At 59.1% G+C, this 13,503-nt stretch carries 11 protein-coding genes; 1 reads left to right on the forward strand and 10 read right to left on the reverse strand.

Annotated elements, in window-relative coordinates; all coding sequences use genetic code 11:
• Positions 1-107: 107 nt before the first annotated feature.
• From hldE to AC1Q8Q_RS21165, 3 genes are all read right to left on the reverse strand, one after another.
• A complete protein-coding gene (gene hldE / locus AC1Q8Q_RS21155) occupies positions 108-1,532 on the reverse strand; it encodes a bifunctional D-glycero-beta-D-manno-heptose-7-phosphate kinase/D-glycero-beta-D-manno-heptose 1-phosphate adenylyltransferase HldE (protein ID WP_033039386.1) in 1,425 nt (474 codons plus the stop codon).
• A 75-nt stretch (positions 1,533-1,607) separates the two neighbouring features.
• Positions 1,608-3,413 carry a lipid A export permease/ATP-binding protein MsbA gene (gene msbA, locus AC1Q8Q_RS21160; RefSeq protein WP_020796232.1) on the reverse strand — a complete coding sequence of 602 codons (1,806 nt, stop codon included), beginning with the start codon at positions 3,411-3,413 and terminating at the stop codon, positions 1,608-1,610.
• A gap of 15 nt (positions 3,414-3,428) precedes the next feature.
• Positions 3,429-4,601, reverse strand: a complete 1,173-nt coding sequence (locus tag AC1Q8Q_RS21165) for an O-antigen ligase family protein (protein WP_020796231.1) — start codon at positions 4,599-4,601, stop codon at positions 3,429-3,431.
• Positions 4,602-4,711: 110 nt separating this feature from the next.
• On the opposite strand from AC1Q8Q_RS21165, the gene AC1Q8Q_RS21170 reads away from it, so the two are divergent.
• Positions 4,712-5,317 (forward strand): BUD32 family EKC/KEOPS complex subunit, encoded by a 606-nt coding sequence (locus AC1Q8Q_RS21170; protein ID WP_033039387.1) that lies wholly within the window; start codon positions 4,712-4,714, stop codon positions 5,315-5,317.
• Here AC1Q8Q_RS21170 and AC1Q8Q_RS21175 read toward each other — a convergent pair.
• The 7 genes from AC1Q8Q_RS21175 to AC1Q8Q_RS21205 form a co-directional block, all read right to left on the reverse strand.
• Positions 5,312-6,406, reverse strand: coding sequence for a glycosyltransferase (locus AC1Q8Q_RS21175; RefSeq protein ID WP_168757123.1), 1,095 nt, complete (start codon positions 6,404-6,406; stop codon positions 5,312-5,314). The genes AC1Q8Q_RS21170 and AC1Q8Q_RS21175 overlap by 6 nt on opposite strands.
• 48 nt (positions 6,407-6,454) lie before the next feature.
• The gene (locus AC1Q8Q_RS21180; RefSeq protein ID WP_020796228.1) at positions 6,455-7,216 is read right to left on the reverse strand and encodes a hypothetical protein; all 762 of its coding nucleotides are present in this window, start codon (positions 7,214-7,216) and stop codon (positions 6,455-6,457) included.
• Between the two features lie 55 nt (positions 7,217-7,271).
• Positions 7,272-8,228, reverse strand: a complete 957-nt coding sequence (locus AC1Q8Q_RS21185; RefSeq protein ID WP_020796227.1) for a glycosyltransferase family protein — start codon at positions 8,226-8,228, stop codon at positions 7,272-7,274.
• A gap of 85 nt (positions 8,229-8,313) precedes the next feature.
• Entirely contained in the window at positions 8,314-9,714 is a 1,401-nt protein-coding gene (locus tag AC1Q8Q_RS21190; RefSeq protein WP_492615462.1) for a PIG-L deacetylase family protein, read from the reverse strand.
• Positions 9,715-9,722: 8 nt separating this feature from the next.
• Positions 9,723-10,619 carry an antimicrobial resistance protein Mig-14 gene (locus AC1Q8Q_RS21195; protein WP_179056881.1) on the reverse strand — a complete coding sequence of 299 codons (897 nt, stop codon included), beginning with the start codon at positions 10,617-10,619 and terminating at the stop codon, positions 9,723-9,725.
• Positions 10,619-11,749, reverse strand: a complete 1,131-nt coding sequence (locus AC1Q8Q_RS21200; RefSeq protein ID WP_020796224.1) for a glycosyltransferase — start codon at positions 11,747-11,749, stop codon at positions 10,619-10,621. The genes AC1Q8Q_RS21195 and AC1Q8Q_RS21200 overlap by 1 nt, the downstream gene beginning before the upstream one ends.
• A complete protein-coding gene (locus AC1Q8Q_RS21205; RefSeq protein ID WP_020796222.1) occupies positions 11,733-13,490 on the reverse strand; it encodes a carbamoyltransferase family protein in 1,758 nt (585 codons plus the stop codon). The genes AC1Q8Q_RS21200 and AC1Q8Q_RS21205 overlap by 17 nt, the downstream gene beginning before the upstream one ends.
• Between the last annotated feature and the right edge of the window lie 13 nt (positions 13,491-13,503).

A 13,503-nucleotide genomic window follows, 5' to 3' on the forward strand; every position in this document is an offset into this window, starting at 1 on the left:
CGTTCCCACGTGCAAGCCCGGGACGCAGAGCGCCCCAACAGCCGACGCAGAGCGTCCATAGTGGCATTCCCACGCAGAGCGTGGGAATGATCAGGAGAAGGGCTGTGTCATTCGGACTTGCGGATCTTCTCGACAATGGCAGTCGTGGAACTGTTTTCCACCAACCCCAGCACTTTCACCGTCCCGCCGTAAGCGGTCACGATGTCCGCACCGACCACCTGGTCAATCCCGTAGTCCCCACCCTTGACCAGCACATCCGGCTTCACCTCGCGCAGCAAGTTCTCCGGCGTGCCCTCAGCGAAGCTGATCACCCAATCGACGGCACCCAGGCCTGCCAGCACCGCCATGCGTCGGTCGACACTGTTGATCGGACGGCCAGGCCCTTTCAGGCGGCTGACCGACGCATCGTCGTTGACCGCAACGATCAGGCGATCGCCCTGCGCCCGTGCTTGCTCCAGGTACGTCACGTGCCCGGCATGCAGGATATCGAAGCAACCGTTGGTGAAAACGATCTTCTCGTTATGCGCACGCGCATCATCGACTGCCAGCAATAGCTGCTCCAGGCCCAGCACACCGCGCTCGGAACCCTGATCGCGCTGGATGGCACGCCGCAATTCCGGCGCGCTGATGGCCGCCGTACCGAGCTTGCCGACCACGATGCCTGCCGCCAGGTTGGCCAGGCCCACTGCGTGTGGCAGTTCCTCGCCAGCAGCAATCGCCGCTGCCAAAGTGGAAATTACCGTATCGCCAGCACCGGTCACGTCGAACACTTCACGGGCACGTGCCGGCAGGTGCAATGCTGGATGATCCGGGCGCAGCAAGGTCATGCCGTGTTCGCCACGGGTCACCAGCAAGGCGCCCAGGTCCAGGTCGTGCATCAGCTTCGCGCCTTTGTTCACCAAATCATGCTCATCGACGCAACCTCCGACGATGGTTTCGAACTCGCTGAGGTTCGGCGTGATCAGGCTCGCACCGCGATAAATGGAAAAGTCCTTGCCCTTGGGATCCGCCAGCACCGGAATGCCTCGGGCACGGGCGGCCTGGATCAACGCCTGATGGTTTTTCAGCGCGCCCTTGCCGTAGTCGGACAGTACCAGCACCTTGATGCCTTCGAGCAGTTCATCGACCTGCACGGACAACGCCAAAGCGTCGGTGGCGAAGGGTTCTTCGAAGTCGATGCGCAGCAGTTGCTGGTGACGACTCATGACCCGCAGCTTGACGATGGTCGGCTGGTGGGCAATGCGCTGGAACAACGCGCGCACACCGGCACCCTTGAGACTATTGACCAGGCTGTCGGCGGCTTCATCGTCGCCGGTCACTCCGACCAGCGAAGCCGGCGCGCCGAGGGCGGCAATGTTCAACGCAACGTTGGCGGCACCGCCCGGGCGGTCCTCGATGTGATCGACCTTGACCACCGGTACTGGCGCCTCAGGGGAAATCCGTGAGGTACCACCATGCCAGTAACGGTCGAGCATGACATCGCCGACCACCAAGACAGGGGCTTGATCGAATCGCGGCATGGACAACTTCATGGAGCAACCCACATACAAAATGAACAGGGGCGCGATATTAACACAGGGTGAGTCAGGCTCACCCTGATGTCGGTATCAGGCGATGTCTTCGGCCGGCGTATCGAGCCCCATCGCATGCAGCCGCGAATAGTAGCCATTTTGCGCCAGCAATTGAGAGTGGGTCCCACGCTCGACGATTTCGCCGTGGTCCATCACCAGGATCAGGTCGGCCTTTTCGATAGTCGACAACCGGTGAGCGATGACCAGCGTGGTACGACCCTTCATGACTTGATCCAGCGCTGCCTGAATGTGGCGCTCGGACTCGGTATCAAGTGCCGAGGTTGCTTCATCGAGAATCAGCAACGGAGCATTTTTCAACAAGGCCCGGGCAATCGCCAGGCGCTGGCGCTGACCGCCGGACAGCAGTACGCCGTTTTCCCCGACCTGGGTATCCAGGCCTTGCGGCATCTGCGCGATGAAGTCCATTGCATAGGCGTCCGCGGCAGCCTTTTCAATGTCTTCGCGAGGTGCGCCAGCCAAATCGCCGTAGGCGATATTGTTAGCGATGGTGTCATTGAACAGGGTCACATGCTGTGTGACCTGCGCTACGTGCCGACGCAGATTGCGCAGGCGATAGTCTTCGATTTCGACATCGTCGAGCAGGATCTCACCGACTTCATGATGGTAGAAGCGCGGTATCAGGCTGGCGAGAGTCGATTTGCCGCTGCCAGAGCGACCCACCAGGGCGATCATCTGTCCCGGCGCGGCGGTAAAGCTGATGTTCTTCAGCACCTCACGCTCTGTGCCTGGATAGGTGAAGCTCAGGTTGCGTACTTCCAGATAGCCGTTGACGCGATCACGCTCAACGGTTCCGTTGTCGACTTCCGGCTCAACGTCCAGTTGCTCGAAAATGCTTTCGGCGCCAGCGACACCTTTCTGAATGGTCGAGCTGACTTCCGACAGCTGCCGGATCGGCTTGGGCAGCAGACCCGCCGCAGTGATGTAGGCCACCAGGTCACCGGCGGTTGCATCACCACGCAGGAGCAGCACCAGGAACATCAGAGCGGCCATGGCGGTGTAGATCACCAGCTGCAACATCGGCGTATAGACCGCACCGGTCTTGGTCATACGCAGTTGCTTGTCGGTGTTGCCCTGGCTGGCTTCGGCAAAACGCCGCTCTTCGTAGCTCTCGCCACCGAAACTGCGCACTACGCGATAACCCTGGATGGTCTCGGAAGCCACATGGGTCACGTCGCCCATCGCCACCTGGATCTTCTTGCTCTGCTTGCGGAATTTCTTGCTGGTATTACCCACCATGAATGCAATCAGCGGCAGGATCGCCAGCATCACGAGGGTCAGTTTCCAGTTCATCCACAGCAGGTAGGCAAACAGGAAGACCACGGTAAGGCCTTCGCGGATAACTACCTTGATGGCATCGGTGGCGGCACCGGTCACCATGGTCACGTTGAACGTGATTCGCGAGATCAGATGCCCGGAATTGTGGGTATCGAAGTAGCGATTCGGCAGGACCAGCAATTTATTGAACAACTCGACGCGCAGGTCATGCACCAGCCCCAATGACACCTTCGCCAGGTAATAGTTACCGAGGAAGGAGCCCAGGCCTTGCCACGCCGCGATCAGGATGATCAGCAATGGCACGGCCATCAGCAGCTGCAAGTCCTTCAGGTAGGGGACGTCGGGAAAGAGCACCGCTTCAGGATTGCTCAGGCCATCGACGAAATACTTGAGAATCCCCGCCAGCATCGGCTGTGTGGAGGCAAAGATCACGAAGCCCACGATACTCAGCAAGAAAAGACCGAGATAAGGTTTTACATAACCCAACAGCCGAAAATAGATTTTCAGGCTGGAGTCCTGTCCCGCTTTGGGCGGTGCGTCACTCATCGTAGAGCTCACTGGTTAGGAAGAACGCGAAATTTTATCACAAGCGTCAGGATTGACCCGCGCCCATACCAAAACACTGGCCAGGCCAATGGGCAACCAGCTGATAAACCATTCAGCCCTTGGAGTACCATTCAGGCTGGCGGCGTCAAACTGCATCGCCAGGGTAGAGAACAGCCATATGCCGATGATTCCCTTGGCATAGAGCGTTTCCCGAACCTTCCACGCTTCGCGCAGTACAGCGATCCAGGTCGCAGCCCACAACAATAATCCCGGCAGGCCCAATTCGATGGCCACATGGGTGAACAGGTTGTGCGCGTGGTCAAAATACTGCCCATCGGCAAACACCGTGTAGTGACTGCCAAGGCCCAGGCCCCGCCATGGGTGCTCGGCGATCATTTGCAGACTGGCCAACAGGATCTGCGGGCGATAGGAAGCGCCGCGCGCCAGTACCAGGGATTCGAAAAGCCAGAACGCAAGCATGGCGACGATCAGTGCGACCGCCGCAATGATGCGACTGCGCCGGTCACCGCACCAGATCGGCATGGCAAGTATCGTGAGAAACATTGCCAAGGCAGCACCGCGGCTCTGGCTGAGCAGAACGAATAACCCCAGGAAACCCAACGCAACGGCACAAACCACCTGCATCGCGCCAGTACGTGGCGCCCAGAGCACCAGCCACACCGCAGCCAACCCGATGACGTAGCCGCCCAGAATCGGATGGGCCAATTCGCCCAACCCTTCCACACGTGAACTCCAGGCGTTGCCTTGCATCCCATAAAATTTGACGATCGCCACCAATGCAGTGACAGCCAATCCTATGCCTCCCCACTGCATGATGCGGATCACGCGCTCGGGGCGGGCACTGGCGAATACCGGGAAAAACAACAGGAATACCACGACGTACAGCACACGCTTGGCTGCGCGTTCCAGGTCAGGGGTATTCGACCAGGAAAGGCTGAGCAGTGACCAGATCACCAGCCCGAGCAACGGCAGGTAGATCCAGCGCTGGTCATGGAATAATTCCCGAAGCCGGGCCCGCGCGGGCCAGCAGAAGATGATTGCAGGCAACCAGAGAAACGCCACCAAGCCTTGTTGATAGAGCTTGTTGGTAGGCGCAATGGCGATGGCCAACAAAAACCACAAAAGACCTACTGCCATCCATGCTTGCGCCCAACGAGTTTCTTGCATCAAATTGCTCCTGTAAGCGTTCGCCTACCCAACCCGACATGGTTAAAGCTGAATTTTTTCGGCATCATTGCCCGCCACTGTGCCCCGTTCTTCCAACAAGGCTTTCTACGATGCAATGTTCCCGGCTCCCTCAAGCAGCCCTAGATCAATTGATTGACGGTGCCAAAGTACTCGAGGCCGACAGTTACGGGCCAAAAGTCTACCTGTTGCAAGATGGGAATATCCTCAAACTGTTTCGCCGCAAGCGTATTTTTTCATCTGCCTTGTTTCGTCCATACTCGAAACGCTTTATCGACAACGCGCTCGAACTGCAAAAGCTCGGTGTGCCGACCTTGCAGGTCCTGCAGTATTACCGACTGCAGGCGCCGGGCATGACAGCCGTGCTGTACCAGCCATTGCCAGGCCAGACCCTGCGCCAGGTCGCCAGCAAGGACGGATTCAACTGGCCGCAAGCCTTGCCAGAATTGGCCGCACTGATACGCAGCCTCCATCAATCGGGGATTTACTTCCGCTCACTGCATCTGGGCAACATCGTGATCACGCCCGACAATCGTATGGGCCTGATTGACGTGGCTGACATGCGGTTCCTGCGAGCCCCATTGCCTCGCCACTTGATCAAGCGCAACCTGCAGCATTTCGCACGCTATATTGCGCGCGAGAACCTGAACGACACCTTTCCGATGCAGGCATTGGAGCAGGCAGTGTTGCCATCATGAGAGTAGCGCACGGGCGGTCTGGCTGAAGCTCAGCCAGGCTTGATCCGGCGCTAACGCTTGGAATTGTTCAGCAGCGACCGCTTCGGCAGAGACACTGAACGCTCGCAAGATCGCTTCGCGCCACGCACTCACGTCATCAACCGGGGCATACCAGCCGCTATCGGCCAACTGTTCGCGAAACACCGGTAACTCACTGCACAGTACCGGAACGCCCGCCATGACCGCCTCCTGCATGATCAACCCCAGGCCTTCTTCCCGCGAAGGGATCGCCACCCAGTCGAAGGCACGATAAAGACGCGCCGCGTCATCCAGATGGCCCGGCAGCAAGACTTGCTCACGCAGTCCCAGCTCATCGATTCGCGCTTGCAGCGAGGCCCGGGCGCTGCCCTCCCCGACAATGACCAATCTCAGGTCGGCGCGCTTGTGCAATGCCCCTGCAAAGGCATCGAGCAGGCAAATGAAGCCCTTCTCCGAAACCAGGCGCCCCACCGCTCCCAATATTGGTCCTCCGCTCGCAGACAGTCCCAAGCGGCTCAACGCCTCTTCCCGAGGAAGTAAAGCGCTATGGAAAGCGGCAGGCTCAAAGGCACTGCGCAATGTCACGACCGGTACCTGCAAGTCACGATTCAGGGAAGTTGCGAGGGTGTTCGACACGGCAGCCAATGCCAGCTGGGAGGATGGGAGCTGTTGGAAGAGCGCTCGATCACCTGCATGCAGCCGCGTCGCCCCATGAAAAATGACCACTACACGGATATGCGGCAACCCCTTGAGTATCGGCAACAGCGTGCGCGCCACTCCCAACCCGTCAAGCAATAGCAAACGCGCGTCGCTGTCCTTGAGGGCGCGGTGAAACCGGGCGCGCATCCAGGGTTTGGTCAATCGCCAGAAATGCCGCCCTTTCAATTGGGCAGAAGTCAGCCCCCATTCACGGATCTCACCAACGTTCACTCCACATTCGCGCGCACCTCCCTGAAGCAACCAGGTTTTCACCGGGGCCGAGGGTAAGGCATGAGACAGTATCTGCTGATGCACCTTGTGGATCGAGGCAAATGGAGCACCACCGGCCCACATCACATTGAGAATACTCATAGGGCAAGCAGCCAATACAAAAGGTAAAGGGGATAAGCTGCGGTGTCGCTACTTGATGGTCCAGCCAATGCAGACTCCCAACAACAAAAACAAAACGAATTTGACCTGTTCGCGCCGACTACGACGCGCCTTGCGCTGTCGCTCGATAGGCGTTTGCACGTGCAGGCCAAACCCGGTGTGCATGACTGCGTCCGCTTCAAGCGTCAGGGCAGTCAGATTCAGCTGCGCGTATCGTTGTGACAGCGCTTTCTCTCCACCGTGCCCGGAGAATGGCGCGCACAATCGATATTCCTTTACCCTCCGCAGGCCCGGGTTCAGCGAGAACCCCTGCCACTGCGGCTTGTCGGAAATCAATGGATGGCAAGCCACTCCACCTACGACCTCACGCGGCCCCAGATGAATGTAGGGACTGTGAACCCGCAGATCATGAGTATAGCTACGCAGCCACACTTGCAGGATTTCCGGGCGCAATTGGAGAATGGTCATGGAGTCTTCCACAAACCCTGGGCGATAGAATTCCCAGTCATCCTCGCAATGGAAGATGTAGTTCGTGCTGACGTGTTCGTACGCCAGGTCGATTGACGCCAGTTGACCCAGCTTGGGTCGATTGACGAACACCGTGCAGTGTTCCTTCCAGTTAGCTGGAATGACCGCGTGAACGCCTTCGTCACCCGCATCCTCAGTGATGAACACTTCACGGATAGGGGCCGTATTGAATCGATCGAAGCTCTCGAGTGTAGTCTTCAGCAGATCCAGGCGACCACAGCTTGTGACCACTAGCGTGATGTCACTCTCGTGGGAAAAATGCACGGTTTTCTCAATAGGATAAAAGTGGTCAGCAATATCAATGGCCGGCCTACACTTGTCAAACACCCAAATTGAGTCGAATTCTTTCCAACAGACTCAGCGGCGCACGGGCACGCAGTGCAGGCTCAAGCTCCTCAACGATACGCTGGCCGATGCGTGCAAAGCTGAACTGACTGACCGCCAGCTCCTGACCGTTGCGCGCGATACGCTGCGCCAGTTGCGGGTCGCTGCGCAGAATGGCCAGCTTTTCCTGAAGCTGTGCAATGTCCCGATACAACACCACGTTGTGCATATCCTGCAAGCCCAGCGCTTGGCATTCCGCGGCACCCTGATCATAGGCTAGCAAGACACAGCCACAGGCCATGGCTTCGAAGTTCTTGATCATGAATTCGCCCATGCCGACGTCCGCACTGACGAAAAATCGAATGCGGTTAAGCGTATCGCGGTACTCCTCGCCGGACTTGGTACGAGTGACAACCAGGGGTTCGACACTCGCCAGCTCATCGAGCAGTGCCTTGCGGCCGCTATAGGCAACGCTGTTGGTACTGCCAACGAACGCCAGCTCGATATCCCGCTCGCGCCCTTGATCTTCAAGCTGCGTCTGGTCGTAGCCCTTGGGAACGAACACTGCATCGAAGCCCTCCGAACGCAGGCGCTCGGTGACAACGAAACCGGAACTGATGACTCGCGCCCACGGCAATCGACGGTAGTGCGCACTGAACTTACCGGTGTACTTGCAAGGAATGTAGTTCTGGTAGGCATCGTGCTCGAGGATGACCAGGTTGGGAATCGTGCGGATAAATCCGACCTGGCGGATCTCCTGCTTGAACCGCAGGAAAAACACGATCCGGTCGTACCGGGACACGTCGACTTCACGCCGGAAATAACTGCGCAGGTTGCGCTGTTCCTTGCTGCTCAACCACCGCAAGTCGCACTCGCAATGAGCCGCCACCCCGTCGTACAGACGGTCCAGGATGGCCCGCTGATCTTTCTGCACCAGAAATAGAACTTTCATCGTCTTCCTTGCCACAACAGGCAAATGGAGCAACACCTGAAACCGGACCTGCCCTCAGACGGCCGACCTTCAGGCCCATGACACCTTATAAACGCCAAAACAGTTCCTGGCGTCGCACAGCCTTGCGAAAAAATTCATTTTCGCCGTAACGCGAACCGGCCCGGCCCGCCAGAAACCGCTGCAACCCACGCCGCAAGCGACGCTTGAATGGCGGCGGCGGTTGCAGGTCGTGCATCATCGCCAATGCCATTGCCTTGTCACGCTGCTGAGCCAGGGAAAGCTGCAGGCAGTAGGGATGCATCTGCTGACCAAGATCGAACACGGGAGGAAGGGCAATAGCGGTGCCGGTGTCACCCATCGGCCAGCGATCGTTGTCATGAAGGTGATTGGCATAGCCCAACAGCGTCGGTTGCCAATCAAGCCCCTTTAGCGCTTCGAGCACTGCTGCCTGCGCACAAAAATGATCGGGATGGGGATCAAGGGTCGGGTGCGGCAATACGATTACCTCAGGCCGGGCACGCAGCAGCAGGGCTTGCAGATCTGCCAGCAGGTTGTTCCAGGTTGGCGCGCCATCGACATCGCCCGGCAGGCCAAACGGGTTCAATTGGCGAAATACCCGGGTGTCGCGCAAATCCGCTTCCCGCGAGCCTATCGGCTTGGCGGGCGATGCCTGCATGGCTTCCAGTTGCAAGCAGAAATAGCCCAACTGCACGCAATGGTCTGACGGCACTCCCGCCCAGCGCGGCACGGCAATACTGTCCCAGGCACGCAAACGGCCTTTCAGGCGCGCCGCCTCGACCTTGTTCATGCCCATGCGTTGATAATGTTCGGCTTCGATTTCACCGGCGGTGAGCGTCACGATCCAGGCTTCATCTGCCTGACTGTACAAACCGTAAGCCGCGAGCTCGGCATCATCGGCATGCGGGGCGATGACCATCACCCGTTGACGGCGAAAGTCCGGATGTTCAAAAGCCCACAACACAGGCTCACCCTGTAGCCGGCAGAATCTCCCACGCAGGCGCAACTCACCGCGCGACAGCACCTGGGCCTGGCCGCTGAGGTTGAGGTAACGCAGGCCGTCCACTCCCCGTTCGAAGGTCTGCCGGTCAGGGCTGTCGCCCCCCGTCAACTCGACCACTGGATCGAAGAAACGTCCCAGCCACGTGCTTTTTACCTTGAGGGCCAGCACCAGCGTCGCGTCGTCGACCAGCATGACGCCCTCATCCAGGCGCAGGTGCTCCCCGTTCAGGTGAACCTTGGGCTGCGGGGTGTAGGGCGTAAAGGTGTACTGATAGTCGTCTTTGGCGCTATAGAACAGGTGATCGGCAAACCAGGCTTCGTGGGCCACCCAGCCCACCAGCGCAAGCACCAGTGGCAACCACCACACCACCAGGATGCCGGACAGGATCAACAGCACCAGCGCCACCAGCAGACCGATGCGTTTATTGCGCCGATGGCGCTTGAGCAATTGCTGTTTGCGGGTCATGGCTTGACTCATACGGTGTAGACCGGCACAGGGTTGCACCAGCGATCCTTGTATTCCCGGTCGGCACGGCCAAAGGAAAAGCGCAGGGGCTTGTCCAGTGCCCTGGCGTGCTCCCAGGCGCTTTGGGTGTTGAGAAAACTCAGTACGCTACCGGGGCTGAACTCGCGGGTTTCGGGATCGACACCGCCATTGATGTATTCAACGCTGATCCATTGCGGCGTCTCAACGCGATAAACCAGTTGAATGGCGATGGCGGCATCATTGAGGAAGATCACCGAACCGATCAGAAACTCGCGCAACAACTCGATGACCTCGGCCATGCGTTCGGCACCGGTAGCCGGGAAACCCCAGCGGCGCAGGAACAAATCACAATAGATCGCGCCCAGCTCCTGGCTGGAAAACTCGGAAACCGCTCGCACGACGCCACCCGCTTCCTCCAGCAACCTGAGTTCGCGACGCTGGTTGTAGCGAAATTTCTTCGACAACTCTTCGGGCGTGCGCGCCATGGCCAGTTGTTCGGCCTGCAGCCTGATACCGGTGAAACGGTTTTCGTTGAGCGCCGACAAGTAGCGGCCACGATGGCGCAAAGGTGCCTGGGCATCGGCGGCAGCCGGCAGAATGATTTCGGCATTGCCGAGGTCGAACAAGCCCTTCTTGCCGTGACGCTTGAGCACGTCCTTGGACAAGGCAAGGTCGCGCCCCCAGGTCGGAATCGCCGCCTTGATTTCGCCGCCTTGCTCCCACGCCAGGTATCGCACCGGGATGTCGGCGAGCCGCGCCAGGCGCTCGACCACCAGCGGGTGAGTGGCGACGCTGCCGCCATAACGCTGCCAGGCCTCGGCATAAGTCGAGGCATCGGATAGCGACCAGCCGCGTTCGCGCCAGCCTTGAAATCGGTTGAGCATCAGCCCCTCTGTGCCAGTTCGGTAACGTGCGGCAAGTGCCAGAAAGCATCGCGCACCGCGCGGTCGGAGAAGCGTTCACGCAGGCGCTCAAGCATCAACTCGGCGCACTGGCGACGTTGCTGCTCGTCCATTGCGGCCAGATGTTGCAGGCCTTGAGCCAAGTGCTCGGCATCGCCCAAGGGAAACAGAATACCAACGCCTTCGACCACTTCCTTGGCTCCGCCACAGGCCGTTGCGAGCAATGGCACGCCCGCCGCCATGGCTTCGAGCAGCACCATGCCGAATGGTTCATGATCGGAACTGAGGGCAAACACATCGAAAGCGCTGAAATACCGCCGGGCCTCAGGGACCTGACCAAGGAACAGCACCCGGTTGCCAATCCCCAACTCGAGAGCCTGGGCCTTCAAATCCTGTTCCAGACGACCGCTACCCAAAATGACCAGTTGGCTGTTGGCCGGCAACCCGGGGAGCGCCTTGGCAAATCCTTCCAGCAACGTGGCTTGATCTTTGTCCGGGTGCAGACGACCGACGTTGCCGACGATCCATGCATCCGCAGACAGGCCGAGGGTCTCGCGCGCCTCGCGAGCCGACACCTGGCTAGCCTGCAAAGCCGGTACATCGATCCGGTTATAGAGCGTCTGGATCCTTGCCGCCGGCCACTTCGGCAGGCATTGGCGCATGTCGTCACGCACGGCATCGGACACCCCGAGCAGGCTCAGGCGCTTGCGGAAAATATGCGCGAAGAGCTTGCGTGTGCCGCGCTTGTAATCGTCAAACGCATGGTGCACGCCAATCACCGGCAACGAGGTGCCGAGCAAGGCGATGTAGATCGGCTTGAAGCGATGGGCAATGCAGAAACTGAAATTGCGCGAAGCGGCGATCTTGCGCAGATCGCCAATGGCGCCCAGTTTCAGGCCACGAATGGCCTTGGAGCTGTACTCCATGAACAACACTTCATCCGAGGCGCAACCCGCGGCCACCTCGGCATCGGCGACCCCGGTCAGAAACACCGTGGTCACGCGATAGCCGGTGCCCGCGAACAGGCTGGCGTACTGCCGGGCGCAGTCCAGGAACGGCCCGTCATAGCCGTGACAAAACTGCAGCACATGGCGTTCAGCCGAGCGTGTCATAGGTGTCCGCGCCCTCTTTGACCACCAGGATGTCTTCCATGATCAGATACTGTAGATCCGAACCGAAGAACATGTTCAAGGCGTCCGTCGGCGAGCAGATCATCGGTTCGCCACGACGGTTGAGCGAGGTGTTCAGCGACACGCCGTTACCCGTCAGGTTTTCCAGTGCCTTCATCATGTCGTAGTAGCGTGGGTTGTATTCACGCTTGAGCACCTGGGCCCGGGACGTGCCGTCTTCGTGAACGACTTCCGGCACGCGGGTTTTCCATTCTTCAGCCACTTCGAAAGTGAAGGTCATGAACGGCGCCGGGTGATCGATCTTGATCATCTGCGGTGCGACGGTGTCGAGCATCGACGGGCAGAAAGGCCTCCAGCGCTCGCGGAACTTGATCTGGTGGTTGATGCGGTCGGCCACGCCGGCCACGCTCGGGCAACCGATGATCGAACGACCGCCCAGTGCACGCGGACCGAACTCCATGCGGCCCTGGAACCAGGCCACCGGGTTGCCGTCGACCATGATCTTGGCGATCTGCTCGGGCATGTTGTCGAGCTTGCGCCACGTTGGCTTGTTCTCGTGACGAGCACAGGCCGCGATCACGTCTTCGTTGCTGTACGACGGACCGAGGTAAACGTGTTCCATCTTCTCGACCGGTACGCCACGGGCATGGGACACATACGCTGCCGCGCCCACCGCAGTACCGGCGTCGCCGGACGCCGGCTGCACGAACAGCTCCTTGACGTCGTCGCGAGCGATGATTTTCTGGTTGAGCTTGACGTTCAGCGCACAACCACCGGCGTAGGCCAGCTTGCCGGTTTCCTTGAGCACGTCGCCCAGGTAATGGTCGATCATCTGCAAGGCAATTTTTTCAAACAGCGCTTGAATGCTGGCGGCATAGTGAATGTAAGGCTCGTCGGCGATGTCGCCTTCGCGCTTTGGACCCAGCCACTCGATCAGCTTCGGCGAGAAGTAGTAACCCTTGCCCTTCTCTTTGTAACGACGCAGCCCGATAACGTTGGCGTAGTCGGTGTTGATGACCAGCTCACCGTTTTCGAACGAAGCCAGGCGCGAGAAATCATATTTGCTGGCGTCGCCGTACGGCGCCATGCCCATGACCTTGAACTCACCGTCAAGCATGTCGAAACCGAGGAACTCGGTGATCGCGCCATACAGGCCGCCGAGAGAGTCCGGATCGAAAAATTCCTTGATCTTGTGGATCTTGCCGTTTTCGCCATATCCGAAGAAGGTCGTGGCGTACTCGCCCTTGCCGTCGATGCCCAGGATCGCGGTTTTCTCTTTGAAACCGGAACAGTGATAGGCGCTGGAGGCGTGGGCCAGGTGGTGTTCAACCGGCTCGATCTTGATCTTCTTCGGATCAAAACCCAGTTGCTCCAGGCACCAGACGATCTTGTTGCGATAGCGCTTGTAGCGACGGTTACCCATCAGGATCGCGTCAAGTGCGCGGTCCGGGGCGTACCAGTATCGCTTGGCGTACTGCCACCGCGCCTTGCCGAACAGGCTGATCGGTGCGAACGGAATCGCTACCACGTCAACGTCGGAAGGCTTGATGCCGGCCTGTTCCAGGCAGAACTTCGCCGACTCGTAGGGCATGCGGTTCTTTGCATGTTTATCGCGTACGAAGCGCTCTTCTTCCGCCGCCGCGACCAGCTTGCCGTCGATGTACAGGGCTGCGGAAGGATCATGGCTAAGGGCGCCGGACAGGCCAAGAATCGTCAATGCCACAGGGGTCTAGCCT

The organism is Pseudomonas sp. GW823-FHT06B06 (assembly GCF_058795195.1).

Excerpts from the sequence above, each read along its gene's own strand:
- hldE (WP_033039386.1), bottom strand. The coding sequence starts at position 1,532 with ATGAAGTTGTCCATGCCGCGATTCGATCAAGCCCCTGTCTTGGTGGTC.
- msbA (WP_020796232.1), bottom strand. The coding sequence starts at position 3,413 with ATGAGTGACGCACCGCCCAAAGCGGGACAGGACTCCAGCCTGAAAATC.
- AC1Q8Q_RS21165 (WP_020796231.1), bottom strand. The coding sequence starts at position 4,601 with ATGCAAGAAACTCGTTGGGCGCAAGCATGGATGGCAGTAGGTCTTTTG.
- AC1Q8Q_RS21170 (WP_033039387.1), top strand. The coding sequence starts at position 4,712 with ATGCAATGTTCCCGGCTCCCTCAAGCAGCCCTAGATCAATTGATTGAC.
- AC1Q8Q_RS21175 (WP_168757123.1), bottom strand. The coding sequence starts at position 6,406 with ATGAGTATTCTCAATGTGATGTGGGCCGGTGGTGCTCCATTTGCCTCG.
- AC1Q8Q_RS21185 (WP_020796227.1), bottom strand. The coding sequence starts at position 8,228 with ATGAAAGTTCTATTTCTGGTGCAGAAAGATCAGCGGGCCATCCTGGAC.
- AC1Q8Q_RS21190 (WP_492615462.1), bottom strand. The coding sequence starts at position 9,714 with ATGACCCGCAAACAGCAATTGCTCAAGCGCCATCGGCGCAATAAACGC.
- AC1Q8Q_RS21195 (WP_179056881.1), bottom strand. The coding sequence starts at position 10,619 with ATGCTCAACCGATTTCAAGGCTGGCGCGAACGCGGCTGGTCGCTATCC.
- AC1Q8Q_RS21200 (WP_020796224.1), bottom strand. The coding sequence starts at position 11,749 with ATGACACGCTCGGCTGAACGCCATGTGCTGCAGTTTTGTCACGGCTAT.